Source organism: Streptodolium elevatio (assembly GCF_040649515.1).
Lineage (GTDB): Bacteria > Actinomycetota > Actinomycetes > Streptomycetales > Streptomycetaceae > Yinghuangia > Yinghuangia elevatio.
Genome location: NZ_JBEZFP010000062.1, coordinates 1 through 26,604, shown reverse-complemented (window position 1 = coordinate 26,604; position 26,604 = coordinate 1). Strand labels below are relative to the sequence as shown.

Here is a 26,604-nt window from a genome sequence, read left to right as displayed (position 1 = left end):
ACAAGGTACGGCCGTCGTGCGGGTCCGCCGAAGAGCGGTGTGACGCCGGTCACATCCTCCCGATCGACTGAACCTTTCCGCCACGCTCGGTCTGTCTTCTCCGTGAGGGTTGAGGGGGCGAGCGTGGCGGACACGGCGCGGGCCGGGGGCACACCGCCCCTGGACGGCGACTTCGCGGGGTACGTGATGCGGCGCTGGCCGGTCGTCGTACGCACCGCCTACCTGGTGTGCGGCGACCGCTCGACTGCCGAGGACCTCGCCCAGGGCGCGTTCGTCCGACTGCACCGGCACTGGAAGCGGGTCAGCGCGAGCGGCGCGCCCGACGCGTACGTCCACCGCATCGTCGTCAACCTGGCCGTCCGCCACGCCCGCAAGCACCGCCGCGAGGTCGCCGACGCGCAGCCGCCGGACGGCGTCGCGGAGGACGGATACGCGCGCGTCGACCAGCGCGACGAACTGTGGCGCGCGCTGCGCAGCCTGCCGCCCAGAATGCGGGCCGTGCTCGTCCTGCGCTTCTACGAGCACCTGAGCGAACGCGAGACCGCCGACGCGCTGGAATGCGCGGTCGGCACCGTCAAGAGCCAGACGTCGCAGGGCCTTGCGCGGTTGCGCGGCCTGCTGGGCGAGACGTACGACGCGGGTCGGCCCCACGGCACAGCACCGTCGGCGGCCCACCGACCGGATGCGGAGCTGCCATGAACCCGGAGACCGAAGGGAGGCTGGCCGCGGCGCTTTCCGAGCGGGCCGACGAAATGCCTTTCGGGGACGCCCCGTTGGCGGCGATCAGGCGGGAGAGCGCGCGACTGGACCGCAGACGGCGGCGTCTGGTGACGGCCGGCGCGGCGTGCGTGGCCGCGACGGTGGTCGCCGCAGGCGCGGTCGCCGCGTTGTCGGACACGGACGGGCAGGCACCCGCGAAGCCGCTGCCCTACCCTTCGGACCTGGCTCCCCGGCCCGCCCCCGGGCCCCTCACGCCTTCGCCGGGTGCGACGGCACCCCCGGACGTGCCGACTGCCGCACCGACGGCGGCGTTTCCGCCCGCCCCCGATCCGGCGATCGGGGCGCTCGACGCGGACGCCGTACGGTCCGCGATGCGTTGGCCGACCCGCGGATCACTGCGCGGCGACCCCGCCGTGCTCGACGCGGCGCGGGCCCGCCTGATCGCGGATTCCGCGACGGGCAAAGGAGTTCTGCGCTCGCCCGACGACGCCGCCTGGCTCGACGTGACCGTCTGGTACGCGGCCGACACCCCGGCCGGCCGCATCGTCGTGGTCGGCGCCACGGTGAACCGGCCCGGCGCTTCGGCGGGTGCGGACATCGTCGTATGGGCGGGCCCGACCGGCACACCGATCGCGGATCTCCGGATCGTCGGCAACGTGGTCGAGTCGCTGGATGCCGACATGACGCTGTCGCGACTGATCGAAACCCCGGGCGGCTGGTGGCTGTTCGCCATGTCGGCGCCCGGCGCGGACGCCGCGAAGGTCTCGTGGCACCCGCAGTTCGACAACCGGGGACCGGCACCCCGGACATGGGTGGACGTCGGTGCCGACGACGGCGTGGTGCTCACCCCCGCCCCCGGACGCGCCGTCGCCGCCCGCATCGCCCTCCTGCGCGGCGGAACGGTCGCCGAACAGCCGGTGATCGAGGACAGCCACGACCTCGACGACCCCAGTTTCCTCCCCCCGGGGCCGACCCCGGACTCGGCCCCGGTCATCGAATGGCTCGCGGCCCGGCTGGCGTTGCCCCTCGGGGTGTCGGCCCGCGACCTGGCCGTCAACGAAGTCGCCTACGGCCGCGGCACGAACGGCCACGCCAACACCCTGCTGACCGTCCGCCTGCCGAGCGGTGCCGTCCTGGTCGCCCTCGTCGCGGACCGCCCCGTCCCCGACGGGCCGCCGCTGCGCAGCCTCATGGTCGCGGTCGCCCCAGGCGCGGTCGCGGCAGGCGACGAAGCCGGCGGCTCCACCGACACGATGGTCCGGGACCGGGTGTGGACGTGGATCAAGGAAGACCGCGTCACCGTGGCCGCACCGTCCGCTCCGGACACCGAAGTACGCCTGAACCAGCCGGGATCGCCGCCCCGCCTCGGGACCCTGGACGCCGACGGCTTCGCCGACCTCCCCGTCCGGCCGGACCTCCCGGTCGCCGGCGTGACGGTCGAGGTCGCCCAAGCGAAGGACATCTGGCGCCCCTCGGTCACCCCCAGCGCCAAAACCCACACCGACCCCTTCAACCTCCGCGACTGAAGCGCGGCCGAACCAACTGTCCCGACGGAACCGTGCCGAGCCCGGCTCAAGGGCCATCGCCGCGCCGCGGAACGGTGCGTGCCCGCCGTCAACGGGTCAACGGGTCAACGGGTCAACGGGGAGCGGACGGCTGCGCAGGCGCCGCAGTGGCCGGTTAGGGCTACTGCGGTGGGGTCGAGTGTGAAGCCGTGTTCGGTGGTCAGGCGCTTTGCCACGTCGGCGAGCAGGTCGGCGGCGACCTCGTCGACGCGGCCGCAGGTGCGGCAGACGACGTGCAGGCGCGGCTCGGCGTCGCCGAGTAGGGACGCGGACAGTTGGTAGGCGGCGGCGTCCTGGCCCATCCTGGTCTGGACGACCAGCCCCAGCCGTTCCAGTGCGTCGAGCGCGCGGTAGATGGTGGTGCGGTGGACGCCCGGGGCGGCGCGGTTCACGCGTACGAAGATCTGATCGGCCGTCAAGTAGCTCTCGGTGTCGGCGAGGACGCGCAGCACGGCGGTCCGGGCGATGGTGACGCGTTCCCCGTGCGCGCGGATGCGGCGTACCGCCTCGTCCACCGGGTCGGGGTGGGAGGGGGTGGGGTGGGGCGCCGCGGGGTCCATATGCAACAGTGTCGCATCTGGGTGCGGAACGGACGACGCCGGGACCGGGGACCGGACGGAAAGCGGGGAGGGCGGCATGGACTCGATGGCGGGATCGCCGGGCGCCGCTGCCGCGCGGCCGATCGAGCCCCCGGCCGACGGCTCTCCGACGACGACTGGAGCATCCGGGGTTGTCCCGGGCCGGGTACGGCAGCGCGCCGACGCGTGCCCGGGCACGGTCGACGCGGCGCCTGCGGATGACGGCCTGGTTGCCCGGGTGCGCCTCCCCGGCGGCCGGATCTCTCCCGCGCAGCTCACCGAACTCGCCGCAGTGGCGGCTACGTTGGGCACCGGATCGGTGGATCTGACCGCGCGGGCGAACGTCCAGGTACGCGGCCTCTCGGCAGACGGCGTCGGCGAACTGGGCCGAAGGCTCGCGCGGGCGGGCCTGCTGCCCTCGCCGACGCACGACCGGGTCCGGAACATCGTCGCGAGCCCCTTCGCGGGGCGGGCGCCCGGTGCGCTGGTCGACGGCGACGAGTTGGTCACCTCGCTCGACGCCGCACTGTGCGCGGATCCGGAACTCGCCTCTCTGTCAGGGCGTTTCCAGTTCGCCGTGGACGACGGAACGCTGCCGGTCGCGACCGCCCGGCACGATGTGGCCCTCGTTGCGGTGGCCCCAGGCGTCGTCGCGTTGCGGGTGGCGGGGGTCGACACCGGGCTGTACGGCACGTCGCCCCACGAGGCAGTCACTCTGGCGACGGCGGCGGCCCGGGCCTTCGTGCGGGCGAGTGAGGCCAGTGGGGCTTGGCACGTCCGGGAACTCCCTGGCGGAGCAGAGGAGTTGGTCGCGGCCCTGGGCGGCGGCCCGGTGCGCTCGCATGAGTCGGACGGTGCCTCGCACGGCGGCCCGGCTCCTCGGACCCGACAAAAGCGCGTCGCGGTCGGTGTCCTCCCGCAGGCGGACGGGCGGCTCGGCATTTCCGCGCTCGTACCACTGGGCCGCCTGACCCAGGCTCACCTGGCTGTCCTGGCCGGATTCGGCGCGCACGGCTTCCGGCTGCGCATCGCGCCGTGGCGTGGCGTGGTGGTCGGCGACGTACCCGAGGTGGAGGGACGCGAGGTCGGGGGACGCGAGGTCGGAGTACGCGAGGTCGGGGTACGCGAGGTCGTCGCGGCGCTCGACGCGGTCGGCCTGCCGTCGGATCCCGGTTCGCCTTGGCTCGGCGTCAGTGCGTGCAGCGGGCTCGGCGAGTGCCGCCGGGCAGGAGCCGATGTGCGGTCGCTGGCACGCGACTTCGTCGCCCGGAGGAGCCACGACGACGGGACCGCCGTGCACTTCGCCGCCTGCGAGCGCGGCTGCGGCAGACCCTCGGGCGCGTCGCTCGTGCTCGCCGACGGTGCCTTTGCCGAGACCGATGCCGAGACCGACGCCGATGCCGACGCGGCCACGATGCCCGGCGTATCGCCCACCCGCTCCGAACCCCCGTACCCCGCACACCTCGAGAGGTCCTCGTGGACGACTGGCTGAAGGACGGCGCCGAGATCTACCGGCGTTCGTTTGCGACGATCCGCGCCGAGGCCGATCTCGCCCGGTTCCCCGACGACGTGTCGCGCGTCGTCGTACGCATGATCCACGCCTGCGGCATGACCGACCTCCCTGACGACGTGGAGTTCCACCCCGACGTCGTTCGCGCCGCCGGCGAGGCGCTGCGCGGCGGCGCGGTGATCCTGTGCGATGCGCAGATGGTCGCGTCCGGTGTGACGCGCGCCCGCCTGCCCGCGGACAACGAGGTCAAGTGCCTGCTGTCGGACCCGCGCGTACCGCAACTCGCGTCAGACCAGGGGACGACGCGCAGCGCCGCAGCGGTGGACCTGTGGGGCGACGACCTCAAGGGAGCCGTCGTCGCGGTCGGGAACGCGCCCACGACGCTCTTCCGGCTGCTCGAACTCCTGGACGCGGGGGCCCCGCGGCCGGCCGCGATCGTCGGGGTGCCGGTCGGCTTCATCGGCGCCGCCGAGTCGAAGCGTGCGTTGGCCGAACGCGCCGGAGACATCCCCTACTTGGTGGTGCACGGACGCCGCGGCGGCAGTGCGATGGCCGCCGCGGCGCTCAACGCGATGGCGAGCGTGCGGGAGTGAGCGCAGCCGTCGCCCCCGACTAGTCGTCAGCCACCACCGAGACCGTCCCTGTGAGCCACCCGCCGGAGCCCCCCGTGACCGAAGCCGCGCTTGACGCCGTGCTCGCATCCACCTCCCCCGCCGCACCCGCAGTCGACATCGACGCCGACGCAAAAGCCGCCGACTCGGCCGCGTCCGCCGCAGGCGCCCCCACCGGCCGCCTCTATGGCGTCGGACTCGGCCCCGGCGACCCCGAGTTGATGACGCTCAAGGCGCACCGGCTGATCACCTCCGCGCCGGTGATCGCGTACCCCGTAAAGAAGGGCGCCCCGGGTGTCGCGATCACGATCGCGGCGCCGTACCTGCGCCCGGAGCAGATCCGGCTGCCGATGGAGTACCCGGTCACGACCGGCGAGACCGACCACCCGGGCGGCTACGACGGCGCGCTGGCCGAGTTCTACGACTCCACGGCGGCCGAGATCGCCGCGCACCTGGACGCCGGGCGCGACGTCGCCGTGCTGTGCGAGGGCGACCCCTTCTTCTACGGCTCGTACATGTACTGGCACGAACGCCTCGCCGACCGCTATCGCGCCGAGGTCGTCCCGGGTGTCACGTCGGTCAGCGGGGCATCGGCCGTGCTGGGCCGACCGCTCGTGCAGCACGACGAGGTGCTGACCATCCTGCCGGGCACGCTGCCGCCCGATGTGCTCGCGGCACGGCTGCGCACCGCCGACGCCGCGGCGGTGATCAAGCTGGGGCGCCGGCACTTCGGGCACGTGCGCGAGGCGTTCGAGGACGCCGACGCCGCCGGGCGCGCGTGGTACGTCGAGCGGGCGACCACCGATCGGCAGCGCGTCGCGCCGTTGTCGGAGGTCGACGCCGGATCGGTCCCGTACTTCTCCCTCGTCATCGCCCCGTCGCCCTCCCCCGGCACGCCGTTCGCGACCAACCGCACGCCGGACACGGTCGTCACGGAGGAGTACGCGGTGCCCGCCCCCACCGGCGTCCTCGGGTCGGTCGACGTGGTGGGACTCGGCCCGGCCGGGCCCGCGTGGCTGACCCCGGAGGCGCACGCCGCTCTCGCGGCGGCCGACGATCTGGTGGGGTACGGCCCGTACGTCGCCCGCGTGCAGCCGCGTCCCGGCCAGCGGCGGCACATGACCGACAACCGGGTGGAGGCCGAACGCGCGCGCCACGCCCTGGCGCTCGCCGAGGCAGGTGCGCGGGTGGCGGTCGTGTCGTCCGGTGACGCGGGCGTCTTCGCGATGGCGTCCGCGGTCCTGGAGGCCGCCGACGAGACCAAGAGCCCCGTGCCCGTGCGGGTCGTCCCCGGGCTCTCCGCCATGCAGGCGGTCGCCTCCCGGGCCGGGGCGCCGCTGGGGCACGACTTCTGCGTCATCAGCCTGTCCGACCGGCTCAAGCCCTGGGACGTGATCGCGCGCCGCCTGACCGCCGCGGCGAGTGCGGACCTCGCGGTCGCGCTCTACAACCCGGCGTCGAAGGAACGGCGGCACCAAGTGGCCGACGCGCGGGACCTGTTCCTGGCGTACCGCGATCCCGCGACGCCCGTGGTCGTGGGGCGGGACGTGGGCGGCCCCACCGAAGCGGTGCGGATCGTACCGCTGGGCGAACTCGACCCGGAGACGGTCGACATGCGGACCCTGCTCATCGTGGGCGCGTCGACGACGCGGACGTACCCGCGGCCGGACGGAAGCCTCGGGGTCTACACGCCGCGCCGCTACCCGGCCTGAGCGCGCGGGACGGCGCCTGCCCACGTACCGCACAGGTCCGACGGCACAGGTCTGACGGCACAGGACAGTCAGGACCGCGAGGCAACAACGCGGCCGCGGGGTGCCTCACTCCAGGACGTGCGCGACCCACCGCTCCGCCTCGGCGACCGAGGCCACGCACGTCTCGGCGGCCACCGCCGGACGGCTGATCACGACGACCGGCAGCCGCAGTTCGCGCGCCGCGTCGAGCTTGGCGGCGGTCTGCCCGCCGCCGCTGTCCTTGGTGACCACGACGTCGATCGCGTGCCGGCGCATCAGCGCGATCTCGTCCTCGACGGTGAAGGGGCCGCGGGCGAGCAGGAGTTCGAGGTTGCGCGGGACGGCGTCCTCGGGCGGCTCCACGCTGCGCAGCAGAAACCACAGGTCGTCGAGGCCGGCGTAGGGCGTGGTCTCCATGCGCCCGGTGGTCAGGAACACCCGGCTCCCGACGCCGGGCAGCAGCGCGGCGGCCTCCTCGGCCGACCCGACACGCCGCCAGTCGTCGCCGTCGCGCTCGGTCCAGCCGGGCCGCTGGAGTCTGAGCAGCGGTACGCCCGCCGCCGCGCACGCCGCGACGGCGTTGGCGGAGATCCGCGCGGCGAAAGGATGCGTCGCGTCCACGACGGCGGCGGCACGATGCTCGCGGAGCCACGCGGCGAGTCCCGGGGCACCGCCGAAGCCGCCGACCCTCGTCTCACCCGGCGGCAGAACGGGCGCCTTCGTGCGGCCGGCCAGGGACGAGACGACGCGTACGCCGCCCGGCGGCGGCTGCGCCACCAGGCGCGCCGCCAACTGCCGCGCGTCGGACGTACCGCCGAGGATCAGGACGACCCGCCGCTCCGCCACCGCCCGTTCTCCTGCCTGTCCGCGCCGGGGGCCGCGCCAACCGCCGCCGTGGCGCCTGATCCCCGCGTTGTGCCGATCCCCGATCCCGATCCCGGTGCCGCGACGGCGCCGGTGTCGCGTCCATCCCACCATCCCGCTCCGGGGGCCGCGCCAAGCCCCCCGGGGCGGGCGCCGTACCGGCGCACCACGCCAAGCACTCCGCGCGCACCCGCGCGCCCGCCGGGAAGGCCGATAAAGCTGACATATAGTGAGGAACCACTATCTCTAGTCGCCGAGTCCCGGAGGCCGCCGTGGACGCCCGTGCCCAGCAACTGGCCGATGCGCTCGTCGCGAAGTGGTCCGCCCCGGCCGGAGTCGAACTCATGACCGCCGGCGCCACCGTCCTCGGCCAGATCATGGGCGAGGGACCGCTGCCGGTACGCGACGCCGCGGCAGTGCTCGGCTGGCCGGACGAGGACGTCCTGCGCCGCTTCGACGCCATGGGCTTCCGGCTGGAGCTCAACGGCAAGGGCGACATCGCGGGCGCGGGGCTCTCCCTGCTGCCGAGTGCCGCGCACACGGTCGAGATCAACGGCACGCGCTACCACGGCTGGTGCGCGATGGACGTCCTGATGTTCCCGATCGTGTTCGGCAACTCGTCGCCCGCCGCGTCCCGTTGCGCGGCGACGGGCGACCGTGTCCACCTCACCGTCACACCGGACGGGCTGAAGGACCTCGACCCGGCCGGCATCCACGTCACGCTGGCCCCGGCCGCCGGCGGCGAGATCCGCGAAGTCTTCTGCAACCGCGTCAACTTCTACGGCAGCCGGGAGGCCGCGGAGGCGGCCGCCGGAGCCGACCCGGACCTCGCCGTGTGCACGGCCGCCGAGGCGTGGACGGTGGCCCGGCGGCTGGCCGCACTCTTCTGACCGGGGCGGCCCGGTCGGCGGAGTCCGAAGGCGCGACAAGCGGATCGACGCCACACCGACTCCCACACCGGCGCCGCCCCCGAACCCGGCACCGAGCGATGTCCGCGGGCACCGGCGGCGGTGCGCGCGGGCATCGTCCGGACGCCCAGCCGTCGACATACGGCCGGCGGGCGGTCATCCCAGCTGGCCGACCTTGTAGTCGCCGTTTGCGGGCTGCTTGACCATGACGTTCCCGCGGTTGAAGGCGTTGATGACGGAGATCGCGCAGACCAGCGCGGCGAGTTGCGCCTCGCTGTAGTGCTTGGCGGCGTTCTCCCACACTTCGTCGGTGACTCCGCCGGCCGCGTCGGCCATGCGCGTGCCCTGCTCCGCAAGCTCCAGCGCCGCGCGTTCGGCCTCGGTGAAGACGGTGGACTCGCGCCAGGTCGCGACCAGGTTGATGCGCGTCGCGGACTCGCCCGCATGTGCGAGCTCTTTGGTGTGGATGTCGATGCAGACGCCGCAGCCGTTGATCTGGCTGGCCCGGATGTTCACCAGCTCCAGCGTGGAGTACGGCAGATCCGTCTCCCTGAGCAGGTGGCCCGCGGCGATGAAATTCTTCATGATCTTCGCGACGACCGGGCTGCCGAAGAGGTTGAGTCGAGCGTCCATGATGCAACTCCTGTGTCGTCGTTGTGGCCTACACCCCCCGAGACGAGACAGCCGCAACCCCTGTGACATCGACCGGCCCCCCGCCTTCGGAGCGCACGGGCGGCCGCTTTCGAAGCTTGCCGGGGCTGCATCGGTGACGGCCGATTCCCGCCGGTCATCGGGTGCGCGGCCCGCTGTACTGGATCTTGCCGCCGCCACCCGGCGGCGTCCGATCCGGCGCCGAGCCGATGCCGAGCCAGCGGGAGAAGCACCGTGCCCACCGCCAAATCCCCCGTACCTGCTCCCCTACCCGAACCTGCGCCCGTCCCGGGTCCCGACACCGAAGGCCGCTCGGTGCCCGGCAGCGGCGGCCGTACCCCTGCCCCCGACGCACCCGCGCACTGGTCCGCCGTCGTCGGCGTGGCGCTGGGCATCTTCACCATCGTCACCAGCGAGATCCTGCCGATCGGCATGCTGACCGGCCTCGCCGACGACTTCGGCGTCTCCGACGGCCGGGCGGGTCTCCTCATGACGCTGCCGGGAGTGCTCGCCGCGCTGTGCGCTCCCCTCGTCGCGGTCGCCGTCGGCCGCGTCGACCGGCGGATCGTGCTCACCGTGCTGATGGCCCTGCTCGTCCTGGCGAACCTGCTGACGGCGTGCGCCCCCGCGTTCTGGGTCGCGCTCGTCGCCCGGGCGCTGGTCGGCCTGGTCATCGGCGGCTTCTGGTCGATCGGCGCCGGACTGGCGCCACGGCTGGTGCCCGCCGCCTCCGTGGCGACCGCCACCGCGGTGGTCTTCGCGGCGGTCCCGGCGGGCTCCGTCCTCGGCGTACCCGCGGGCACGCTGCTGGGCCAACACGTGGGTCGGCGCGCCGCGTTCGTGGTCCTGGCGGCGCTCGCGCTGGCGGTGGCCGTCCTGCTCGCGACGGCCCTGCCCGCGCTGCCGGTCGGCACGGTGACAAGGCCGCGTACGCTCGCGGCTCTGCTCCGGACCCGCGGCGTGCGGGCGGGCCTCGCGGTGACGGGTCTGGTCGTGGTCGGGCACTTCGCCGCGTACACGTACGTCACCGCGTTCCTCCGCGACACCACCCACGTGGACGGCACGCGTATCACCGTGTTCCTTCTCCTCTACGGCGCCGCCGGGGTCGCCGGCAACTTCGTCGCGGGCGCCACGCTGGCCCGGGGACCGCGCGCGACGTTCGCGGTGTCCGCGATCGGGATCGCCGCCGCCGTGCTGCTGTTCCCCGTCCTCGGACGGTCGTGGCCGGGAGCGGTGGGGCTGCTGGTCGTCTGGGGGTTCGCGTACGGCGCCGTCCCGGCAGCGTCGCAGACCTGGTTCGCGCGCTCGGCGCCGAACGCGCCCGAGGCGGCCATGGTGGTCTTCACCTCGTCGTTCCAGGCGACCCTTGCCGGCGGCGCCTTGCTCGGCGGTGTCGTCGTCGACGCCACGTCGGCGTCCGCCGTCATGGTGCTCTCGGGCGTCGTCTGCCTGGCCACGGCCGCGACGGTGGCGCTCTCCGCCGGGCCGAAAGGCGATTGATCCACAGGCGGTGGTCGCAAGACCTGTCACCTTCAAGGGTGACCAGTCGGCACCTCGGGCGGTTTACAGGGCGACGGCCGGTGAGGAATCCGGCGCCGGGCCGGGGGCGGCAACCGCCCCGGGTCGAGCGGAGCCACCACCCCGGTGCTCTACCGTGCTCCCTGCGGGGCGGCCGGCGGTGCGGCCCGGCGGTGTGCGGGTGACGGTGCGGCAAAGCGGGCGAGGGGCGGCGGCAACAGGTGGGCAGTGGCGTCAAGCAGTCGCTGGGGCGGGAGTTCGGGTGGCTGTGGGCGTCGTACGCGACGGGCACCTTCGGCACCTGGCTCGCCTTCGGCGCGTTCCCGCTGATCGCGATCATGATCCTGGACGCCGGGCCCGCCGAAGTGGCGGTGCTCGCGGCCTCCGGGCCTGCGGTGGGTGCGGTTCTGGCGGTGCCGACGGGGCCGTGGGTCGAGTTCCGCCGCAAGCGCCCGGTGATGATCGGGGCGGACCTCGTCCGGTGCGCGGCCATGGCGAGCGTGCCGGTGGCGTACGCGCTCGATGCGCTCTCCCTGGTGCAGCTCGTGCTCGTGTCGGTGGTCGTCGCGGCGGCGGACATCACGTTCCTGGCGGCCGGGGGCGCGTATCTGAAGACCCTGTTGCCGCCTGATCAGTTGCTCGTCGCCAACGCCCGGCTCGAAGGCACGACCTGGACCGCCTCCGTGCTCGGGCCGCCCGCGGGCGGCGCCATGATCGGACTGTTCGGACCGCTGGTCACGGTGGCGGCCGACGCGGCCAGCTACCTGCTCTCCGCGACGGGGATCCGCGCGATAGGCCGCCGGGAGCCGCGCCCTTCGCGGGTGAAGGACCGGGCGGCGCCGGGGTCGCGGATGCGGGCCGGGGACCTGCTCGACGGGTGGCGGCACATCCTGTCCGACCCCGTGCTGCGGCCGCTGTTCTTCAACGGGGTGCTGGTCAACGGTCTGATCATGGCGTCCGCGCCGCTGCTGGCCGTCCTGATGCTCGACGACTACGGCTTCGCCCCGTGGCAGTACAGCCTCGCCTTCGCGGTGCCGTGCGTCGGCGGGCTCGTCGGCTCCCGGCTCGCGCCCGGCCTGGTGGCGGCCTACGGGCAGCACCGGGTCCTGCTGGCGGCCGGGACGTTGCGGGCGTGCTGGCCCCTGGGGCTGGCGTTCATCGGCCCGGGAGTGTCCGGGCTCATCCTCGTGATGGCCGTCGAGTTCGGACTCATCGCCTGCTGCGGAGTGTTCAACCCGGTGCTCGCCACGCGGCGGCTCCTGCACACGGACACGGACCGGGTCGCCCGGGTGCTCACCGCGTGGTCGGTCACCAACAAGGCCTCTATCGCGGCCATGACCGCCCTGTGGGGGCTCCTTGCCGCCGCGTTGAACAGCCCCCGGACCGCGATCGGCATCGCCGGTCTGCTGCTGCTCGCGACGCCGCTGCTCCTCCGGCATCCGCCGCGCGGCGAGGGCGACGAGGCCGGGGAGAGCCCGGATGAGCGGGAGGGTCGCGACGGCTCGGACAGCCGGGACGGCGAGGACGCGGCGTACGACGCGGTTCAGCCCTAGGTCGTGTCTTCAAATTCTCGCCGGGCCCGCGAACCGTGGCACGCACGCTCGCCGCGAATTTGAAGACACTCCCTAGGCCGCGGTTCGGTCCTGGGACGCGGTTCGGCCTGCGCGGTTCACCCGTGGATCGTCGCCGCACCCCTCGTCTTGTCGGCGAAAGGTCCGGTGCCGGTGAAGGCGAGCGCCGCGAAGCGTTCGGCAATGAGGCGGTGGGTGGCCGCGTCCGGGTGGATGCGGTCGGGGAGCGGGAGTTCGGCGGCGTCGGCTTCGCCGTACAGTTCGAGGCCGTCGAGGTAGTGCAGGTTCGGGTCGGCGGCGGCCCGGTGCGCCACGATGCGGGCGAGTTCGGCGCGGATCGTGGTCAACGTGAGGCGCGTACGGTCGGCCGGGTCGCCGGTGGCGCGGAAGCCCATGCGCCCGGCGGCCAGTTCGTCGGGGTCCAGGAACGCGGGGCCTGGCGTGTCCTCGTGGATCGCGCAGTGGATGGACGACACGACCAGCAGCGGCGTGGTCGGATGCCCCTCGCGGATGGTGTCGAGGAACCCGTGCACCGCAGGGGCGAAGGCGCGCAGGCGCATCAGGTCGTGGTTGACCAGGTTGATGCCGAGCTTGACGCTGATCAGGTCCGCGGACGTCTCGCGCATGCTGCGGGCGGTGAACGGGTCGAGCAGCGCGCTGCCGCCGAAACCGAGATTGACCAGGTCGACACCGCCGAGTGCGGCGGCGAGGGCGGGCCAGGTGGTGGTCGGGCTCGCGGCGTCGGAGCCGTGGCTGATCGAACTACCGTGGTGCAGCCAGACCTTGCGGCCTCGGTCGGGCACCGGCTCGACAGGGGCGTCGGTACGCAGCGCGACCAGCTCGGTGGTCTCGTTGTGCGGAAGCCAGATCTCGACGTCCTTCAGGTCGGACGGCAGCCCCGCGAACCGGAGGGTGCCCGGGGCGCCCCGTCGGGTCTCGGCGGTTCCGGCGGCCATGTCGACGATCAGCGTGTCGCCGCCGGCCACGGTGCCCTGGGCGGTGAGGCGGCCGTCGAGGAGCAGGTCGTACACGCCGTCGGGACGCGGCGGAGCGCCGGGGTAGACGCGCTTGGTCGGCACGGTGTCGAGTTCGACGGCCGTCGCGCGGGTCCGGAAGGCCAGACGTACGCCTGACGGCTGCGACTCGGCCATCGCCAACTGCCCGTCGAGCCACTGGGCACGCGCCCACGCGGGCAGCCGATGCGGCAGCAGGCCGCGGTCGGTGCGCTCCAAATCGAGGGCGCCGCGCAGCAGTTCGGCGGAAATGGGGGTGCTGACGAGGTTCTCGGCGGGGTGGGACATGAGTGGTGCCCTCGTGGTCGGTGGAGCGGTCGGTGGGTTGGCCGCGCAGCGCCGGTCAGGACGCCGGCGCCGGTCAAAACGGCAGCCGGTCAGGACGGCAGCGCGGGTCAGGACGCCGGCGGGTCGGCCGCGGGCCAGTTCCGCAGCAGGGCGTCGAGGGCGTCGAGCATGCGCGACCAGGTCTCCTGCGTGTCGGGGGCGCTATGGCTGAAGCCGCCTCCCATCTCCAGCGAGATGTACCCGTGGAAGACACTGCCGAGCATGCGTACGGCGTGGGTCTGGTCCGGTTCGGCGAGGTCGTAGCCGCGCAGGATCGCGCGCGTCATCTGCGCGTGCCGGGCCCCGGCACTGGCCGCCGCGGTCTCGGCGTCGAGACGCAGTTGCGCGGCGGCGTAGCGGCCCGGGTGCTCACGGGCGTAGTCGCGGTAGACGTCCGCGAACGCGGTCAGCGCGTCCTTGCCCGCGCGTCCGGCCAGCGCGGCGGCGACCCGGTCGGCCATCTCCTCGAGGGCGAGCAGGGCGATCCGGGTCTTGAGCTCCTGGGAACTCGCCAAGTGCGAGTAGAGGCTCGCGACTTTCACGTCGAACCGCCGCGCGACCGCCGAAAGGGTCACCTGGTCGAAGCCGGCCTCGTCGGCCAGTTCGGCGCCCGCCCGGGCCAGGCGTTCGGCGGTCAGTCCAGCGCGTGCCATGCCCGTCCTGCCTCTCTGTCGGCAGAACCGAGTATGCATCTGCCTAACTCTTTTAGGCAAACGGCAAAAATCCTTAGCTTTGCGAGGCGGCCTGGGCGGCCACCACCCGGTCGGGGGCGGTGCGGGAGGCATACTCGGTGGGACGGACGACGGGGACGGACCGGCCCGTCACCGCCACCTGCCCCCGGGACACGATCGGCCTTGTATCCGCTGCCTGTTGCGGGCAGGCTCCGACGCATGGCCGAACTCGATCTTGCAGTCCGCGACCTGCTCGCGAAGCAGGCGATCACCGAAGTCGTCTACACCTACTGCCGTGCCCTGGACCGCATGGACCGCGACCTCGCGCTGTCGGTGTGGCATCCGGGCGGCACCGCCGACTACCCGCCGATGTTCAGCGGCACCGGCGAGGGCTTCGTCGACTGGGTGTGGAAGGCGCACGAGGCGCTGACCTCGCACTCCCACCAGATCACGAACATCCTGATCCGGATCGGCGCGGACGGCACGAGCGCGGTGAGCGAGTCGTACGTCACCGTCCTGCTCCGCGGCCCCGGCGCCGACGACTCGGCGATCTCCGAGATCACCACGCGCGGCCGGTACGTCGACCGCTGGTCACTGCGCGACGGCCGCTGGGCCGTGGACGCGCGGCGCCACATCCTGGACGCCCAGACCGTGCAGACGATCCCGCGCGAACTCGCCGACTTCGTGCCGCCGGAGGACGCGGGCCGCCGCGACACCGACGACCCGTCGTACGCGGTCTTCCGGCCGTAGCGCGACCTTCTCGGGCCGACCCGCCACGGCCGCTCCTCAGCGGCCGTCCGCCCACTCGGTGACGTCGAGGGTGTCACCGATCGCGAGCTTGCCCGGGCGTACGACCGAGTACTGCGCGCCGAACAGCACCCCGCCGCTCGCGCCACGGCGGTACGTGGCCAGCGTACGCAGCGGCTCCGGCCCGGCCTTCACGCCGCGGACCTGGTCGACGGTGGTGACGACGCAGCGCCCGGCCTGCTTGGCGAAGGCGAGTTCGGTGTTGCCGACGAGCATCCGGCGCACGTCGTCCTCGCGATGCGGCTCGGTCCAGCCGTCGACCACGATGTTCGGCCGGAAGCGCGTCATGGGCAGCGGACCGGCGTCGCCGAGGCGCGCGTTGAGCCCGTCGAGCGACGCGCGCGACACCACGAGCAGGGCCCCGCTGTCCGCGAACGCCGCCGTGCCGGGGACCAGCCCGGGCGTGACCCGCTCGTGCTCGGGCGGCACCCGGACCAGGCGGCTCGGCACCGCGAGGACGCCGGTCAGCCACGCGGCGACCGCGTCGCCCTGGTCGATGCCGCGGTACGGCGTCCCGAACATCTCGATGTCGACGCGCGGCGACTCGGTGACCACGTCCAGGAACAGTTCGCCGGCTTCCGCCGCGCGCAGCGCCAGTCGCCGCCCGTCGGCGTCGATCCCCGCGTGCACGACGGACAGCCGGGGGTCGGTGCGCTGGCTGCGGAAGACACCGCGGTCGTCGACGACCATGAAGGTCCGGTCGTGCGCGATCCCGGCGTCGGTCAGCACGGCCTCGGACGCCGGCAGCGCCGCGCACCCCTTGACCGGATAGACGTTGAGTTCGACGACCGATGCCATGGCGACAGAATATCCGGGCTGGTCACGCCCCTCGGAATCCCGCCTGCCGCCGGGCTACAGCTCCTCACCCGACAGCAGCGGCTCGAAGGCCTCGTACGCCTCGATGTTCCGGAAGTGGCGCGCGTACAGGTCGGCGCCGTCGCCCAGGTCGTCCCGGAGCACCGGGGCGACGTCCACGACGTGGCGCAGCGTCCAGGTGACCGTACGCCCGTCCTCGTTCAGGTACGACGTCTGCGCCGCCCGGCCCAGAGCCTCCGCCTTCGCCCGCGCCTCGTCCTCCCCCACCGCGCGCACCAGCACGAAGCTTTCCTGGAACAGCGGCGCGTCTCCCGACACGTGGGACTCGCTCACCAGCACCGCAACGTAGCTCTGCATCCCGACCACGCTACCCACCGGGTCCCGGTACGAGGCCGTCCGCGCCCTCGAACACGCCGAGTGGATCGAGGCGGCCGAGACCGTCCGGGGCGGCGCCCGAACGGAGCGGACCGTCCACCGCACCTAACCGACGTCGGCGCGGCCTGCGCTGCGCCGCAGCCCACCGCGGCTCAGTCCGGCACGGCTCGCTCTCGGGCCGGCGAGTACAAGTGGCTTTCGCAGAAGCCGGTTTCGTCGCCGAGCACCCCGCCGACCATGATGACGGCCACGGACTTGATGCCGTTGTCGTGGACGAGGGACGACAGGTCGGCGAGGCGGCCGCGGACGACGAGTTCGTCCGGGCGGGACGCGCGGGCGACCACGGCCACCGGACAGTCCGCGCCGTAGAGCGGCACCAACTCGTCGACGATGCGGGCGGTTTCGCGGACCGCGAGGTGCAGGACGAGGAGCGCCCGGGACTGTCCGAGGGTGGCCAGGTCCTCACCGGGCGGCATCGCCGTGGAGTTGTTGGAGACACGCGTCAGGACGACGGTCTGGCCGACCCCGGGCAGGGTGAGTTCGCGGCCGAGGGTGGCCGCGGCGGCGGCGAACGCCGGTACGCCCGGGGTCAGGTCGTACGGGATCCCCAGCGCGTCCAGGCGGCGCATCTGCTCGCCCACCGCGCTGAAGAACGAGGTGTCGCCGGAGTGCAGGCGCACCACGTCCAGGCCGTCGGCGTGGGCGGTCCGCATCTCCGCCACGATCTCGTCGAGGGTGAGGTTCGCGGTGTCGACGAGCCGGGCTTCGGGCGGTGCGGAGTCGAGGAGTTCGCGCGGGACGAGGGCACCCGCGTACAGGCACACCGCGGCGTTCTCGACGAGCCGCAGGCCGCGTACGGTGATCAGGTCGGCGGCGCCGGGGCCCGCGCCGACAAAGTGCACGGTCATGCGGTGGACTCCTCCCGGAACTGGGCGGACGGTTCGCGGTCGGCCTCGGCGCGGCCGGGTTTCACCGCGACCCATTGCGTGACCGGCATGAGGGTGCGCCAGCCGGTGAACCGGCCGACGGGGGTCGAGCGGCTGATCTGAATGCGGGTCAGGTCCCCGCCCAACTCGGCCCGGTGGCGCACCAGTTCCGCTTCGGTCTCGGCTGTGACGGCGTTGGCGACGAGGCGTCCGCCGGGGCGCAGGGCCGCCCAGCAGCGCTCCACCACACCGGGCACGGTCAGGCCGCCGCCGATGAACACCGCGTCGGGGGTGTCGGTGTCGGCGAGGAGGTCCAGGGCTCCGGGCGCCGCGCCGACGAGGACGTACAGCCAGGGCACCCCGAGGCCGGCGGCGTTCGCGCGTACGCGGTCGGCGCGTTCCTCGTGGGACTCGATCGCGACCGCGCGGCAGGCGTCGTGCGAGCGCAGCCACTCGATGCCGATGCTGCCGCTGCCCGCCCCGACGTCCCACAGCAGTTCGCCCGGGCGCGGGGCGAGGGCCGCGAGCGTGATCGCGCGGACCTCACGCTTCGTCAACTGGCCGTCGCTGCGGTACGCGTCGTCGGGCAGACCGGGAACCGTGCCGGCCGGGACCGGGGGCGGGGCCGGAGCCGCGGTTGTCGGAGCCGGAGCCGGGGCAGCGGTTGCCGGAGCCGGGGTGGGGGCGGGGGCCGCCGCGGGCGGCCGCTCAGGCATCCTCGCCGCCTTCGAGATCTCCCTCGACCTCCAGGTACGCATCCCGCAGCCCCGCCAGCGTCGCCGCCTCGGGCTTTTCCCACAGCCCCCGGTCCGCCGCCTCGATCAGCCGCTCGGCGATGCCGCGCAGCGCCCAAGGGTTGGAGGTCCGCATGAACTCGCGGTTCTCCGGATCGAGCACGTACTCGGCGGCGAGGCGCTCGTACATCCAGTCCTGCACCACGCCCGTCGTCGCGTCGTAGCCGAACAAGTAGTCGACCGTCGCGGCGAGTTCGAACGCCCCCTTGTACCCGTGCCGCCGCATCGCCTCGATCCAGCGGGGGTTCACCACGCGGGCCCGGAACACCCGGGCGGTCTCCTGCTCCAGTGTCCGGGTCCGGACCGCGTCGGGCATCGTCGAGTCGCCGATGTACGCCGCGGGTGCGGTCCCGGTCAGCGCGCGCACCGCCGCGACCATGCCGCCGTGGTACTGGAAGTAGTCGTCCGAGTCGGCGATGTCGTGTTCGCGCGTGTCGGTGTTCTTGGCGGCGACGGCGATGCGGCGGTACGCGCCCTCCATGTCCTGCCGCGCGAACACCCCGTCCAGGCCCCGGCCGTACGCGTAGCCGCCCCACGTCGCGTAGACCTCGGCCAGGTCCGCATCGTCGCGCCAGGTCCGGGAGTCGATGAGCGGCAGCAGCCCGGCCCCGTACGCGCCCGGGCGCGAGCCGAACACGCGTGTGGTGGCCCGGCGTTCGTCGCCGTGCTCGGCGATGTCGGAACGCACGTGCGCGCGCACGAAGTTGTCCTCGTCGGACTCCTCCAGCCCGGCGGCCAGCCGCACCGCGTCGTCGAGCAGCAGCACCACGTGCGGGAAGGCGTCCCGGAAGAACCCGGAGATGCGCACCGTCACATCGACGCGCGGGCGGCCGAGTTCGGCGAGCGGGACGGGCTCCAGGCCGGTGACGCGCCGCGACGCGTCGTCCCAGACCGGGCGTATGCCGAGCAGCGCCAGCACCTCGCCGACGTCGTCGCCGCTGGTGCGCATGGCGCTCGTGCCCCACACCGACAGCCCCACCGAGCGCGGCCAGTCCCCGGTGTCCGCACGGTACTTGGCGAGCAACGAGTCGGCGAGCGCCTGGCCGGTGTCCCACGCGAGACGGCTGGGCACCGCCTTGGGGTCGACGGTGTAGAAGTTGCGGCCGGTCGGCAGCACGTTGACCAGGCCGCGCAGCGGCGAACCGGAGGGCCCGGCCGCGACGTAGCCGCCGTCGAGGGCGTGCAGCACCGCGCCGATCTCGTCGCCCGTTCGGTCGAGCCGGGGCACGACCTCGGTGGCCGCGAAGACTAGTACGTCGGTGACGGCCGACAGGTCCGCACCGGGGACGCCGTCCAGCACCTCGGCCGACACGATGGTCGCGGCGGCCGGGTCCCAGCCGCGCGCCTCCATGCCCGCGACCAGCGCGAAGGCCCGCGCCTCGGCGTCGTCCGTGTCGCGGCGCCCGGCGGTGCCGCCCTCCACCAGGCCCAGGGCCTCGCGGAGTCCGGGCAGCGCGGCGGTACGCCCGCCCCACACCTGACGCGCCCTCAGCATCGCGGTGACCAGGTTGACCCGGCCCTCCCCCGTCGGGGCCGTCCCCAGCACGTGCAGCCCCTCACGGATCTGCGCGTCCTTGACCTCGCACAGCCAGCCGTCCAGGTGCAGCAGGAAGTCGTCGAACTCCGCCTCGTGCGGGCGGTCGTCGATGCCCAGGTCGTGGTCGAGCCGGGCGGCCTGCACGAGTGTCCAGATCTGTGCCTGCACGGCCGGCGCCTTGGCCGGGTCCAGTGCCGAGACGTTGGCGTACTCGTCGAGCAACTGCTCCAGGCGCGTCAGGTCGCCGTACGTCTCGGCCCGCGCCATCGGCGGTACCAGGTGGTCCACGATGACCGCGTGCGCGCGGCGCTTGGCCTGCGCGCCCTCGCCCGGGTCGTTGACCAGGAACGGGTAGATGAGCGGCAGGTCGCCGAGCACCGCGTCCGGCCCGCACTCGGCGGACAGGCCCAGGTTCTTGCCCGGCAGCCATTCCAGCGTGCCGTGCTTGCCCAGGTGCACGAGCGCGTTCGCGCCGAACCCGCCGGCATCGCGGGCGGCGTCGAGCCACCAGTAGGCGGCCAGGTAGTGGTGACTGGGCGGCAGGTCGGGGTCGTGGTAGATGGCGACGGGGTTCTCGCCGAAGCCGCGCGGCGGCTGGATGATCAGCACGATGTTGCCGGCGCGGAGGGCGGCGAGGACGATCTCGCCGTCGGGGTCGCGCGAGTGGTCGACGTACAGCTCGCCGGGCGGCGGGCCCCAGTGCTCCTCGATGTTGGCGCGCAGGCCGACCGGGAGCCGGGCGTACCGCTTGCGGTACTCGGCGGCACCGATGCGCACCGGGTTGCCTTCGAGCTGGGCCTCGGACAACCACTCGGGGTCCTGGCCGCCCGCCGCGATGAGGGCGTGGATGAGCGCGTCGCCGTTCGGGGGTTCGATGCCGGGCAGGGCGTCGGGGCCGTCGACCGGGCCGACGTCGTATCCGGCGTCGCGCAGCGCGCGCAGCAGCGCGACGGCACTTGCGGGTGTGTCGAGTCCGACCGCGTTGCCGATGCGCGCGTGCTTGGTCGGGTACGCGGAAAGCACGACACCCACCCGGCGTTCGGCGGCCGGGACGTGGCGCAGCTGGGCATGGCGTACCGCGATGCCCGCGACGCGCGCGGCCCGCTCGGGGTCGGCGGCGTAGTACGTGAGGCCGTCGGCGCCGGTCTCCTTGAAGGAGAACGGCACGGTGATCAGGCGGCCGTCGAACTCGGGCACGGCGACCTGGGTCGCGGCGTCCATGGGCGACAGGCCCGCGTCGCCGGCCTCCCACTCCGCGCGGCTGGTGGTGAGGCTGAGCGCCTGGAGGACGGTGATGTCGAGGCCGGCCAGGGCGCCGACGTCCCACGCCTCGTCGTCGCCGCCCGCGGAGACCTCGGCGGGCCGGGCGCCGCCCGCGGCGAGGACCGTGACGAGCAGTGCGTCCAGTTCGCCCAGCGCGTCGAACAGCGCGGGTTCGGCGCCGCGCAGCGAGGCGCACCACACCGGGACCGCCCGGCCCCCGGCGTCCTCGATCGCGTCGCAGAGCGCGGACACGAAGGCGGTGTTCCCGGCGAGGTGGTGGGCGCGGTAGTAGAGCACGCCGACGCCGGGGGCGCCGGGGTTGCGGGTCGGGCGGTCCAGGCGGCCCCAGGCGGCGACCTCGACGGGCGGCTCGAAGCCGTGCCCGGTCAGCAGGAGGGTGTCGGAGAGGAACCCGTGGAGGTTCGTGAGGTTCTCGGCGCCGCCCTGGGCGAGGTACGCGTGGGCCTGGGCGCTCACCCCCGCCGGGACGGTGGCCAGCTCCATGAGCGCGGCGTCGGGGGCCTGTTCGCCGGATACGACCACCACCGGGCGCGGGCCCGCGAGCAGCGCGTCGAGACCTTCCTCCCAGGCGCGGCGGCCGCCGAGGAGGCGGACGACGACGAGATCGCAGCCGTCGACGAGGGCGGGCAGGTCCTCGGGCGAGGTGCGGGAGGGGTTCGCGAGCCGCCACGCGCCCGCACTGGCCTTGGCGCTGAGCAGGTCGGTGTCGGAGGTGGAGAGGAGGAGGATCACCGGGCCACCTCCGCGCGGCGCGCTGTCGCGTCCGGGGCGAAGGCGGGGTTGCCCGCGGGTATGCGTACGCGTGGTGCGGCCTGCGGGCACGACGGAGTCGTCACTGTGCGCGCCTCTCCGGGGTCCTCGCCCCATCGGACAACAGGGGTGGAACGCGCAGTTCCTGACTCCCGCACCGCACCGCTGCCTCCGGCAGCCGCGCGGGCGGTCACAGTGGCGGGACCGTGCCGGACTTGCACCGGCTTCCTGTCCGCGTCCTCCCCGCACCGGCGAGGGCCGGTGCGGGGTCAGCATCGCCTAGGGCACCACAGTCCCGCAAGTTCGGGCGGCTTCCCGCGATACGTAACGATTCAGGAAAACAGCCGAAAAGCATACTCTGACCAACAACACGGTCTAACTTCGTATATATGCCGGGTAGTTGGAGCGCACGAGGATGTGCGGACCGGCGTGCGCTCCTCCTGGAGTGCCTCGTGGAGCGCGCGCCCCGGCACTGGGCGGCGATGATCGCGCACGGCGCGCGGACCATGGCCCCGGTCGAGTGGCGCGGCGAGCCGCCCGCCGAACAGGCGGCGCGCATGGCCCGGGTGCAGTTGTCGCGCGTGGTCGAGGGACCGGCGTACGCCTTCGACGACGTGGCGGTTCGCGCGCTGCTCACCGCCTCGGTCGGCCTCCGCCTCCCGATGGCGGCCGAAGTGCTGCCCGCCACCCGGGGGTTGCTGATGTTCCAGTTCCCGGTCGGCGTCGACCCGTCGGACAACTGCACGCCGCTCACCGCCGCGACGTGGGGGCCGAGCCTGCCCCGGCACTTCGCGGGCGTATGGCTGACCTGGTGGTTCGACGCGGAGGCCGCCGCGGCGCGCGAGGTACGCGAGGGGCGGCTGTCCGAGACGGAGGCGCGCCTCGGCCTCGCCCACGTGGGACCGTGGCTGCCCGCGGGGCATCTGACGGTGCCGTACGTGCCCATCCTGGAGACGCGGCTGTGGCCCCGGCGCGCGTCCGACCGCGTGGATCCCGAAGCGCTGATGGTGCGGGCGATAGCGGGGTCGTGGCTGGCGCTGACACACGGCCTGCTGCGCCCGGTGCCGGCCGCCACCGAGCTGACGAGCCCTCAACCACCGGGCTCCGCACCGCTGGTGGGCCTGCACATGGTGCGGGCGGCGGGCCGCGATCCGGCCCTGCTCGCCTCCGGCATCCGGGCCGCCGCCGACGGCGCGGCCGCGGCGGCCCGGCACCGCTACGGCCCGGTGCGGGACTTCACCGGACGCCCGTACCCGCCGGAGCCCGACGACGGCGTGGCATGACGGGACTTGGCGGCGCCGGGTCGGCCGGTCATGGGACTGCCGCTCAGTCTCTGCCGCCCACGCCGCTGAGCACCGCCTGCTGCTCGGCCCGGGTCTACTCGCTTCCCGTACGCGACCAGAACTCCTGCCACGACGCCCACTTCTCCGGCAGTTCGGCCCGCGTGATGAGGGGGTTGCCGGGGAAGTTGTACCGGTCCGCGACCCGGAGCGGGTGCTCCTGCACATCCGCCGCGTAGAACACCTTGGGTTTGCGGCTGCGGAAGTACCAGCGGCCGTCCCGGCGTTCGTAGCGGTCCCAGTACTGCATGGGCATGACCACCCAGAGGTCGCCCACTTCGTGCTCGGGACGGCAGTAGACGACTCCGGTGGCGTGGTCCTCGTCCACCAGGTCGATGATGTGGTTGCCGATCAGGTGGAACGTGATGCCGTACGGCCGCAGTACCGGGTCGAACCAGCGGGCCAGCGCCTCGCGGCCCACGCCGCCCTCGCCGGTCTGCACGTCGTCGACGAAGAGCGAGGCGAGCGCCGGCACGTCGCGGCTGTCGAGCGCGAGCGCGTACCGGGCGGCGAGCTGTCGGATCTCCTCGTACGCCTCCAGCCGCGCGAGGCGGTCGGTCTCGGTCCCGGTCATGCTGCCGCTCCTCGGGTGGTCCACTCCCCCGTCGATCAAGGTCCCCGCCAGTCTGACACACCGTCAGATAGCTGGGCTCAGACGTCCTCGTCCAGCAGCCCCAGCTCGTGGGCGAGGACCGCGGCCTGCGCCCGACTGCGCACCCCGAGCTTGGGGAGGATGCGGCTCACGTGCGTCTTGGTCGTCGCCTCCGCCATGGCCAGGTGCTCCGCGATCTCCTGGTTCGACATACCGCGCCCGAGGCACACGAAGACCTCGCGCTCGCGCGGCGTCAGCGAGTCGAGCGCCGCCTGGGCCGCCGAGTCGGGACGCGCTCCCGCCTTCGAGCCCGCGTCGGTCGCGAAAGCGGCGATCAGACGGCGGGTCACCGAGGGGGCGATCATGCCCTCGCCGCGCGCGACCAGGCGTACCGCCTCGGTGAGCACCTCGGCGTCGGAATCCTTCAGCAGGAAGCCGGACGCCCCCGCCCGCAGCGCGCCGAAGACGTACTCGTCGAGGTCGAACGTCGTCAGCACCAGCACGTCGGCAAGACCGTCGCGCACCACCTCGCGGGTCGCGGCCACACCGTCCATGCGCGGCATCTGCACGTCCATGAGCACGACGTCGGGGCGAAGCTCGCGCGCCAGCCGGACGGCCTCCTCGCCGTCCGAAGCCTCGCCGACGACCTCGATCCCCGGCGCCGACCCCAGGATCAGGACCAGCCCGGCGCGGACCGCGCCCTGGTCCTCCGCGACGACGATGCGAATGGTGCCGGCGGTGCCTGTGTCCATGCTCTGCCTGTCTCCCCGGTGCGGTGGTCTCGTGGTCGTGCTGTCATGCGGTCAGAGCGTCCGGTTGTCAGGTCGTCGTGCCGTCAGGTCGTGCGGTGGATCGGCCGGCCCGAGCCTTGGGCGCCGTCCGGGTCCCCGAGCGGCAACTCGGCCCTGACCTGCCAGCAGGCCGTCTTGCCGTCCGCCCCCTCCCCGGGCCCGGCCGATTCCTCCGGCCTCGGCCCCGCCTCGAACGACCCGCCGAGCAGGGACGCCCGCTCGCGCATGCCGACCAGGCCCGCGCCCGCGCCGGGTGCGCGCGGCCCGTCGCCGGGGACGTACGGGCTTTCCACCGCGACCACGAGGCGCCGCGTCGACTGCACGAGACGCACCTTCACCATCCCCGGGGCCGCGTGCTTGAGCGCGTTCGTCAGCGACTCCTGGACGATCCGGAACGCCGCCAGCTCCACCGGGGCAGGCAGCTGCCGGCCGCTGCCGTTGAGCCTGCGGTCGTCGAGCGAGAACTCCAGCCCGTTGTCGGCGCCGCTGCGGGACGCGCGGGCGAGCATCGCGTCCAGCGAGTCCAACCTCGGTACGGCCGCCTGCGCCCCTTCGTGGTCCCCCGCGAACGCCGTCTCGCCACCGCCGCTGCCGCGCAGCAGCCCGATCAGCCGCCGCATCTCCGCGAGCCCCTGCACACTGCTCTCCCGGATCACCGCCAGCGCCCGGGAGGTCGCCTCCGGATCGTTCTTCGCGACCGTCATCGCGGCCGTCGAGTGGATCGCGATCGCGGAGAGGTGGTTGGCCACCACGTCGTGCAACTCGCGTGCCATCCGCGCGCGTTCCTGTTCGACCGCGGAACGCCTGTCCAATTCCGCCAGCAGCGCCGTCTGTTCGGCACGCAGGCGTTCGGCCGCCGCCTCGTCGCGGTGGGTCCTGATGATCCAGCCGGTCCACGCGGACGTCAGCGTCACCAGGCCGGCGAACACGCCGACGATGAGCGCCTTGACGTCGCGCAGGACGCTGAGCGCGACCACGGTGCTGAGGATCGTGAACACGACGCAGGCCGGCGCGACCCGGCGGGCGGTGCGGAGCGGTGCGTACAGGGCGGCCGCGTAGATCAGGTCGGCGAAGAGGATGACGGTGGCTACGTTCGGCACCGTCGTCTGGTCCACGACGACCGTGACGGTGCCGATCGCCAGGGCGGTGCGCGGTGCGCTCCGGCGCAGCACCGTCGTGCAGGCCATGACCGTGAGCGGGATCAGGGTCAGCGCGCGGGGCAGGTCGTGGTACGAGTCGTTCAGGCCGACGGCCCACACCGCGACGCCGCCCACCCAGCCGGCGGCGGCGAGCAGCAGGTCGTGGGGATGGGGGCGCTTCCGTGCCATGCCGGCCTTTCGAGTGCGGGTGCCGAGTCGGGGCTGCGGCGGTGATGCGGGGGTCTGGCTGCGTGGTCCTGCCGTGGGGTCCTGCTGTGGGGTCCTGCTGTGGGGTCCTGCTGTGGGGTCGGTCGGGTCGTGCTGTACGAGTCCATCGCACCACGTGCGACTACGCCGCGCCGCCCTCCCCGGGGCGTGTCCATGGTGACTCCGCGTACATCGAACTATGCAGCCCACGATCGTCGCACCCGACGACGATTCGGGGGCCTTTCGCCGGGAGTCTGGAAGCAGGACGGAAGCCCGAGCGGCGACAAAGGAGACCGTGATGATGATCGCCCTGATCGTCGGGTGCGAGATCGCCTTCTGGGTGATCCTGGCCCTCGCGCTGACCACGAGGTACATCTTCCGCCTGCGGCGCACGAGCACGGCGCTGCTGATCGCCGTACCGCTCGTCGACGTGGTCCTGCTGGTCGCCACGGTCGTCGACCTGAGCAACGGGGCGACCGCCGACTTCAAGCACGGGCTGTCGGCCGCGTACATCGGCTTCTCGGTCGCGTACGGGCACTACATCATCAAGTGGGCCGACGCCCGGTTCGCACACCGCTTCGCGGGCGGTCCCCCGCCGGTCAAGCCGCCGAAGTACGGCATGGCCCGGGCCGCGCACGAGTGGAAGTTCGCCGGCATGACCGCGGTGGCCGCCGGTGTGACCGCCGGGCTGCTCCAACTGGCGATCTGGACGATCGACGACTCTTCCCGGACGGAGGAGTTGTCGGCATGGCAGTGGCGGATGGGCGTGGCCGCCGGGATCAACGCCATCGTGGCCCTGACGTACACCATCTGGCCCAAGGAGCGCCCGGGCGGCGACGGGGACGGCGGCCAGCACCGCGACGGGCAACGCGACCCGCGGATCGACAAATACCTGAGCGGCAAGTACTAGGACCCCTGTGAGGGATCGTTTCGGGTGGGCCGTGTCGGAGGGATCCCTCGGACACGGCCCACCGCCGGCTCAGCCCATGTGGGCACGGCCCACCGCCGG

General features: G+C 73.5%; 24 protein-coding genes and 1 riboswitch. Of the genes, 11 read left to right on the top strand and 13 right to left on the bottom strand.

What is annotated here, in order from left to right; translation table 11 throughout:
- Positions 1-123 precede the first annotated feature (123 nt).
- Positions 124-699, top strand: coding sequence for a SigE family RNA polymerase sigma factor (locus tag AB0C36_RS23110; protein ID WP_358356861.1), 576 nt, complete (start codon positions 124-126; stop codon positions 697-699).
- Positions 696-2,246, top strand: a complete 1,551-nt coding sequence (locus tag AB0C36_RS23105) for a hypothetical protein (RefSeq protein WP_358356859.1) — start codon at positions 696-698, stop codon at positions 2,244-2,246. Before AB0C36_RS23110 ends, AB0C36_RS23105 begins: the two co-directional genes overlap by 4 nt.
- A gap of 104 nt (positions 2,247-2,350) precedes the next feature.
- On the opposite strand, the gene AB0C36_RS23100 is transcribed toward AB0C36_RS23105, so the two are convergent.
- On the bottom strand, positions 2,351-2,845 hold the full coding sequence (locus tag AB0C36_RS23100; RefSeq protein ID WP_358356858.1) for a Fur family transcriptional regulator: 495 nt from the start codon (positions 2,843-2,845) through the stop codon (positions 2,351-2,353).
- Between the two features lie 76 nt (positions 2,846-2,921).
- On the opposite strand from AB0C36_RS23100, the gene cobG reads away from it, so the two are divergent.
- The 3 genes from cobG to cobJ all read left to right on the top strand — a co-directional run bounded on the left by cobG (position 2,922) and on the right by cobJ (position 6,696).
- On the top strand, positions 2,922-4,355 hold the full coding sequence (gene cobG, locus AB0C36_RS23095; protein WP_358356857.1) for a precorrin-3B synthase: 1,434 nt from the start codon (positions 2,922-2,924) through the stop codon (positions 4,353-4,355).
- Positions 4,340-4,966, top strand: coding sequence for a precorrin-8X methylmutase (locus AB0C36_RS23090; RefSeq protein WP_358356855.1), 627 nt, complete (start codon positions 4,340-4,342; stop codon positions 4,964-4,966). Before cobG ends, AB0C36_RS23090 begins: the two co-directional genes overlap by 16 nt.
- 239 nt (positions 4,967-5,205) lie before the next feature.
- A complete protein-coding gene (gene cobJ / locus AB0C36_RS23085) occupies positions 5,206-6,696 on the top strand; it encodes a precorrin-3B C(17)-methyltransferase (RefSeq protein WP_358356891.1) in 1,491 nt (496 codons plus the stop codon).
- Between the two features lie 105 nt (positions 6,697-6,801).
- On the opposite strand, the gene AB0C36_RS23080 is transcribed toward cobJ, so the two are convergent.
- The gene (locus AB0C36_RS23080; RefSeq protein ID WP_358356853.1) at positions 6,802-7,560 is read right to left on the bottom strand and encodes a cobalt-precorrin-6A reductase; all 759 of its coding nucleotides are present in this window, start codon (positions 7,558-7,560) and stop codon (positions 6,802-6,804) included.
- Between the two features lie 290 nt (positions 7,561-7,850).
- Here AB0C36_RS23080 and merB point away from each other — a divergent pair, with 290 nt between their 5' ends.
- Positions 7,851-8,468, top strand: coding sequence for an organomercurial lyase (merB, locus tag AB0C36_RS23075; protein WP_358356851.1), 618 nt, complete (start codon positions 7,851-7,853; stop codon positions 8,466-8,468).
- Between the two features lie 174 nt (positions 8,469-8,642).
- Here merB and AB0C36_RS23070 read toward each other — a convergent pair whose 3' ends face one another.
- Positions 8,643-9,119: a carboxymuconolactone decarboxylase family protein gene (locus tag AB0C36_RS23070; protein WP_358356849.1), complete on the bottom strand. Its 477-nt coding sequence runs from the start codon at positions 9,117-9,119 to the stop codon at positions 8,643-8,645.
- Positions 9,120-9,371: 252 nt separating this feature from the next.
- On the opposite strand from AB0C36_RS23070, the gene AB0C36_RS23065 reads away from it, so the two are divergent.
- Positions 9,372-10,637 (top strand): MFS transporter, encoded by a 1,266-nt coding sequence (locus AB0C36_RS23065; protein ID WP_358356848.1) that lies wholly within the window; start codon positions 9,372-9,374, stop codon positions 10,635-10,637.
- Between the two features lie 239 nt (positions 10,638-10,876).
- Entirely contained in the window at positions 10,877-12,208 is a 1,332-nt protein-coding gene (locus AB0C36_RS23060) for an MFS transporter (RefSeq protein WP_358356846.1), read from the top strand.
- Between the two features lie 116 nt (positions 12,209-12,324).
- Here AB0C36_RS23060 and AB0C36_RS23055 read toward each other — a convergent pair whose 3' ends face one another.
- Both AB0C36_RS23055 and AB0C36_RS23050 read right to left on the bottom strand, forming a co-directional pair.
- Positions 12,325-13,527 (bottom strand): GDSL-type esterase/lipase family protein, encoded by a 1,203-nt coding sequence (locus AB0C36_RS23055; RefSeq protein WP_358356845.1) that lies wholly within the window; start codon positions 13,525-13,527, stop codon positions 12,325-12,327.
- 107 nt (positions 13,528-13,634) lie between these two features.
- The gene (locus AB0C36_RS23050) at positions 13,635-14,219 is read right to left on the bottom strand and encodes a TetR/AcrR family transcriptional regulator (RefSeq protein WP_358356843.1); all 585 of its coding nucleotides are present in this window, start codon (positions 14,217-14,219) and stop codon (positions 13,635-13,637) included.
- 237 nt (positions 14,220-14,456) lie between these two features.
- Between AB0C36_RS23050 and AB0C36_RS23045 the strand changes: the two genes are divergently transcribed.
- Positions 14,457-14,987 (top strand): nuclear transport factor 2 family protein, encoded by a 531-nt coding sequence (locus AB0C36_RS23045; protein WP_358356841.1) that lies wholly within the window; start codon positions 14,457-14,459, stop codon positions 14,985-14,987.
- Positions 14,988-15,023: 36 nt separating this feature from the next.
- Here the strand turns inward: AB0C36_RS23045 and AB0C36_RS23040 are convergent, their stop codons facing one another.
- The 5 genes from AB0C36_RS23040 to cobN all read right to left on the bottom strand — a co-directional run bounded on the left by AB0C36_RS23040 (position 15,024) and on the right by cobN (position 21,508).
- On the bottom strand, positions 15,024-15,842 hold the full coding sequence (locus AB0C36_RS23040; RefSeq protein WP_358356840.1) for an MOSC domain-containing protein: 819 nt from the start codon (positions 15,840-15,842) through the stop codon (positions 15,024-15,026).
- A gap of 54 nt (positions 15,843-15,896) precedes the next feature.
- Positions 15,897-16,217, bottom strand: coding sequence for a DUF4288 domain-containing protein (locus tag AB0C36_RS23035; protein ID WP_358356838.1), 321 nt, complete (start codon positions 16,215-16,217; stop codon positions 15,897-15,899).
- Positions 16,218-16,387: 170 nt separating this feature from the next.
- A complete protein-coding gene (gene cobM, locus AB0C36_RS23030; RefSeq protein WP_358356837.1) occupies positions 16,388-17,143 on the bottom strand; it encodes a precorrin-4 C(11)-methyltransferase in 756 nt (251 codons plus the stop codon).
- Positions 17,140-17,877: a precorrin-6Y C5,15-methyltransferase (decarboxylating) subunit CbiT gene (gene cbiT / locus AB0C36_RS23025; RefSeq protein WP_435839103.1), complete on the bottom strand. Its 738-nt coding sequence runs from the start codon at positions 17,875-17,877 to the stop codon at positions 17,140-17,142. The genes cobM and cbiT overlap by 4 nt, the downstream gene beginning before the upstream one ends.
- Positions 17,870-21,508, bottom strand: coding sequence for a cobaltochelatase subunit CobN (cobN, locus tag AB0C36_RS23020; RefSeq protein WP_358356835.1), 3,639 nt, complete (start codon positions 21,506-21,508; stop codon positions 17,870-17,872). The genes cbiT and cobN overlap by 8 nt, the downstream gene beginning before the upstream one ends.
- Before the next feature lie 157 nt (positions 21,509-21,665).
- Positions 21,666-21,757: riboswitch (cobalamin riboswitch) on the bottom strand.
- A 221-nt stretch (positions 21,758-21,978) separates the two neighbouring features.
- On the opposite strand from cobN, the gene AB0C36_RS23015 reads away from it, so the two are divergent.
- The gene (locus AB0C36_RS23015) at positions 21,979-22,809 is read left to right on the top strand and encodes a hypothetical protein (RefSeq protein ID WP_358356834.1); all 831 of its coding nucleotides are present in this window, start codon (positions 21,979-21,981) and stop codon (positions 22,807-22,809) included.
- 94 nt (positions 22,810-22,903) lie between these two features.
- On the opposite strand, the gene AB0C36_RS23010 is transcribed toward AB0C36_RS23015, so the two are convergent.
- The 3 genes from AB0C36_RS23010 to AB0C36_RS23000 all read right to left on the bottom strand — a co-directional run bounded on the left by AB0C36_RS23010 (position 22,904) and on the right by AB0C36_RS23000 (position 25,577).
- Positions 22,904-23,440, bottom strand: a complete 537-nt coding sequence (locus tag AB0C36_RS23010; protein WP_358356833.1) for a nuclear transport factor 2 family protein — start codon at positions 23,438-23,440, stop codon at positions 22,904-22,906.
- Between the two features lie 77 nt (positions 23,441-23,517).
- Positions 23,518-24,210 (bottom strand): response regulator, encoded by a 693-nt coding sequence (locus AB0C36_RS23005; RefSeq protein ID WP_358356831.1) that lies wholly within the window; start codon positions 24,208-24,210, stop codon positions 23,518-23,520.
- A gap of 83 nt (positions 24,211-24,293) precedes the next feature.
- Complete coding sequence (locus AB0C36_RS23000) at positions 24,294-25,577, bottom strand: sensor histidine kinase (RefSeq protein WP_358356830.1); 1,284 nt, start codon at positions 25,575-25,577, stop codon at positions 24,294-24,296.
- 316 nt (positions 25,578-25,893) lie between these two features.
- Here AB0C36_RS23000 and AB0C36_RS22995 point away from each other — a divergent pair, with 316 nt between their 5' ends.
- Positions 25,894-26,505, top strand: a complete 612-nt coding sequence (locus tag AB0C36_RS22995) for a hypothetical protein (protein ID WP_358356828.1) — start codon at positions 25,894-25,896, stop codon at positions 26,503-26,505.
- Positions 26,506-26,604: the final 99 nt, after the last annotated feature.

Coding starts and splice junctions, on each gene's coding strand:
- AB0C36_RS23000 (WP_358356830.1), bottom strand. CDS start 25,577: ATGGCACGGAAGCGCCCCCATCCCCACGACCTGCTGCTCGCCGCCGCC.
- AB0C36_RS23045 (WP_358356841.1), top strand. CDS start 14,457: ATGGCCGAACTCGATCTTGCAGTCCGCGACCTGCTCGCGAAGCAGGCG.
- AB0C36_RS23040 (WP_358356840.1), bottom strand. CDS start 15,842: ATGGCATCGGTCGTCGAACTCAACGTCTATCCGGTCAAGGGGTGCGCG.
- cobJ (WP_358356891.1), top strand. CDS start 5,206: ATGACGCTCAAGGCGCACCGGCTGATCACCTCCGCGCCGGTGATCGCG.
- AB0C36_RS23100 (WP_358356858.1), bottom strand. CDS start 2,845: ATGGACCCCGCGGCGCCCCACCCCACCCCCTCCCACCCCGACCCGGTG.
- AB0C36_RS23055 (WP_358356845.1), bottom strand. CDS start 13,527: ATGTCCCACCCCGCCGAGAACCTCGTCAGCACCCCCATTTCCGCCGAA.
- AB0C36_RS23010 (WP_358356833.1), bottom strand. CDS start 23,440: ATGACCGGGACCGAGACCGACCGCCTCGCGCGGCTGGAGGCGTACGAG.
- cbiT (WP_435839103.1), bottom strand. CDS start 17,877: ATGCCTGAGCGGCCGCCCGCGGCGGCCCCCGCCCCCACCCCGGCTCCG.
- cobG (WP_358356857.1), top strand. CDS start 2,922: ATGGACTCGATGGCGGGATCGCCGGGCGCCGCTGCCGCGCGGCCGATC.
- AB0C36_RS23035 (WP_358356838.1), bottom strand. CDS start 16,217: ATGCAGAGCTACGTTGCGGTGCTGGTGAGCGAGTCCCACGTGTCGGGA.
- cobM (WP_358356837.1), bottom strand. CDS start 17,143: ATGACCGTGCACTTTGTCGGCGCGGGCCCCGGCGCCGCCGACCTGATC.
- AB0C36_RS23050 (WP_358356843.1), bottom strand. CDS start 14,219: ATGGCACGCGCTGGACTGACCGCCGAACGCCTGGCCCGGGCGGGCGCC.
- AB0C36_RS23070 (WP_358356849.1), bottom strand. CDS start 9,119: ATGGACGCTCGACTCAACCTCTTCGGCAGCCCGGTCGTCGCGAAGATC.
- AB0C36_RS23005 (WP_358356831.1), bottom strand. CDS start 24,210: ATGGACACAGGCACCGCCGGCACCATTCGCATCGTCGTCGCGGAGGAC.
- AB0C36_RS23105 (WP_358356859.1), top strand. CDS start 696: ATGAACCCGGAGACCGAAGGGAGGCTGGCCGCGGCGCTTTCCGAGCGG.
- AB0C36_RS22995 (WP_358356828.1), top strand. CDS start 25,894: ATGATGATCGCCCTGATCGTCGGGTGCGAGATCGCCTTCTGGGTGATC.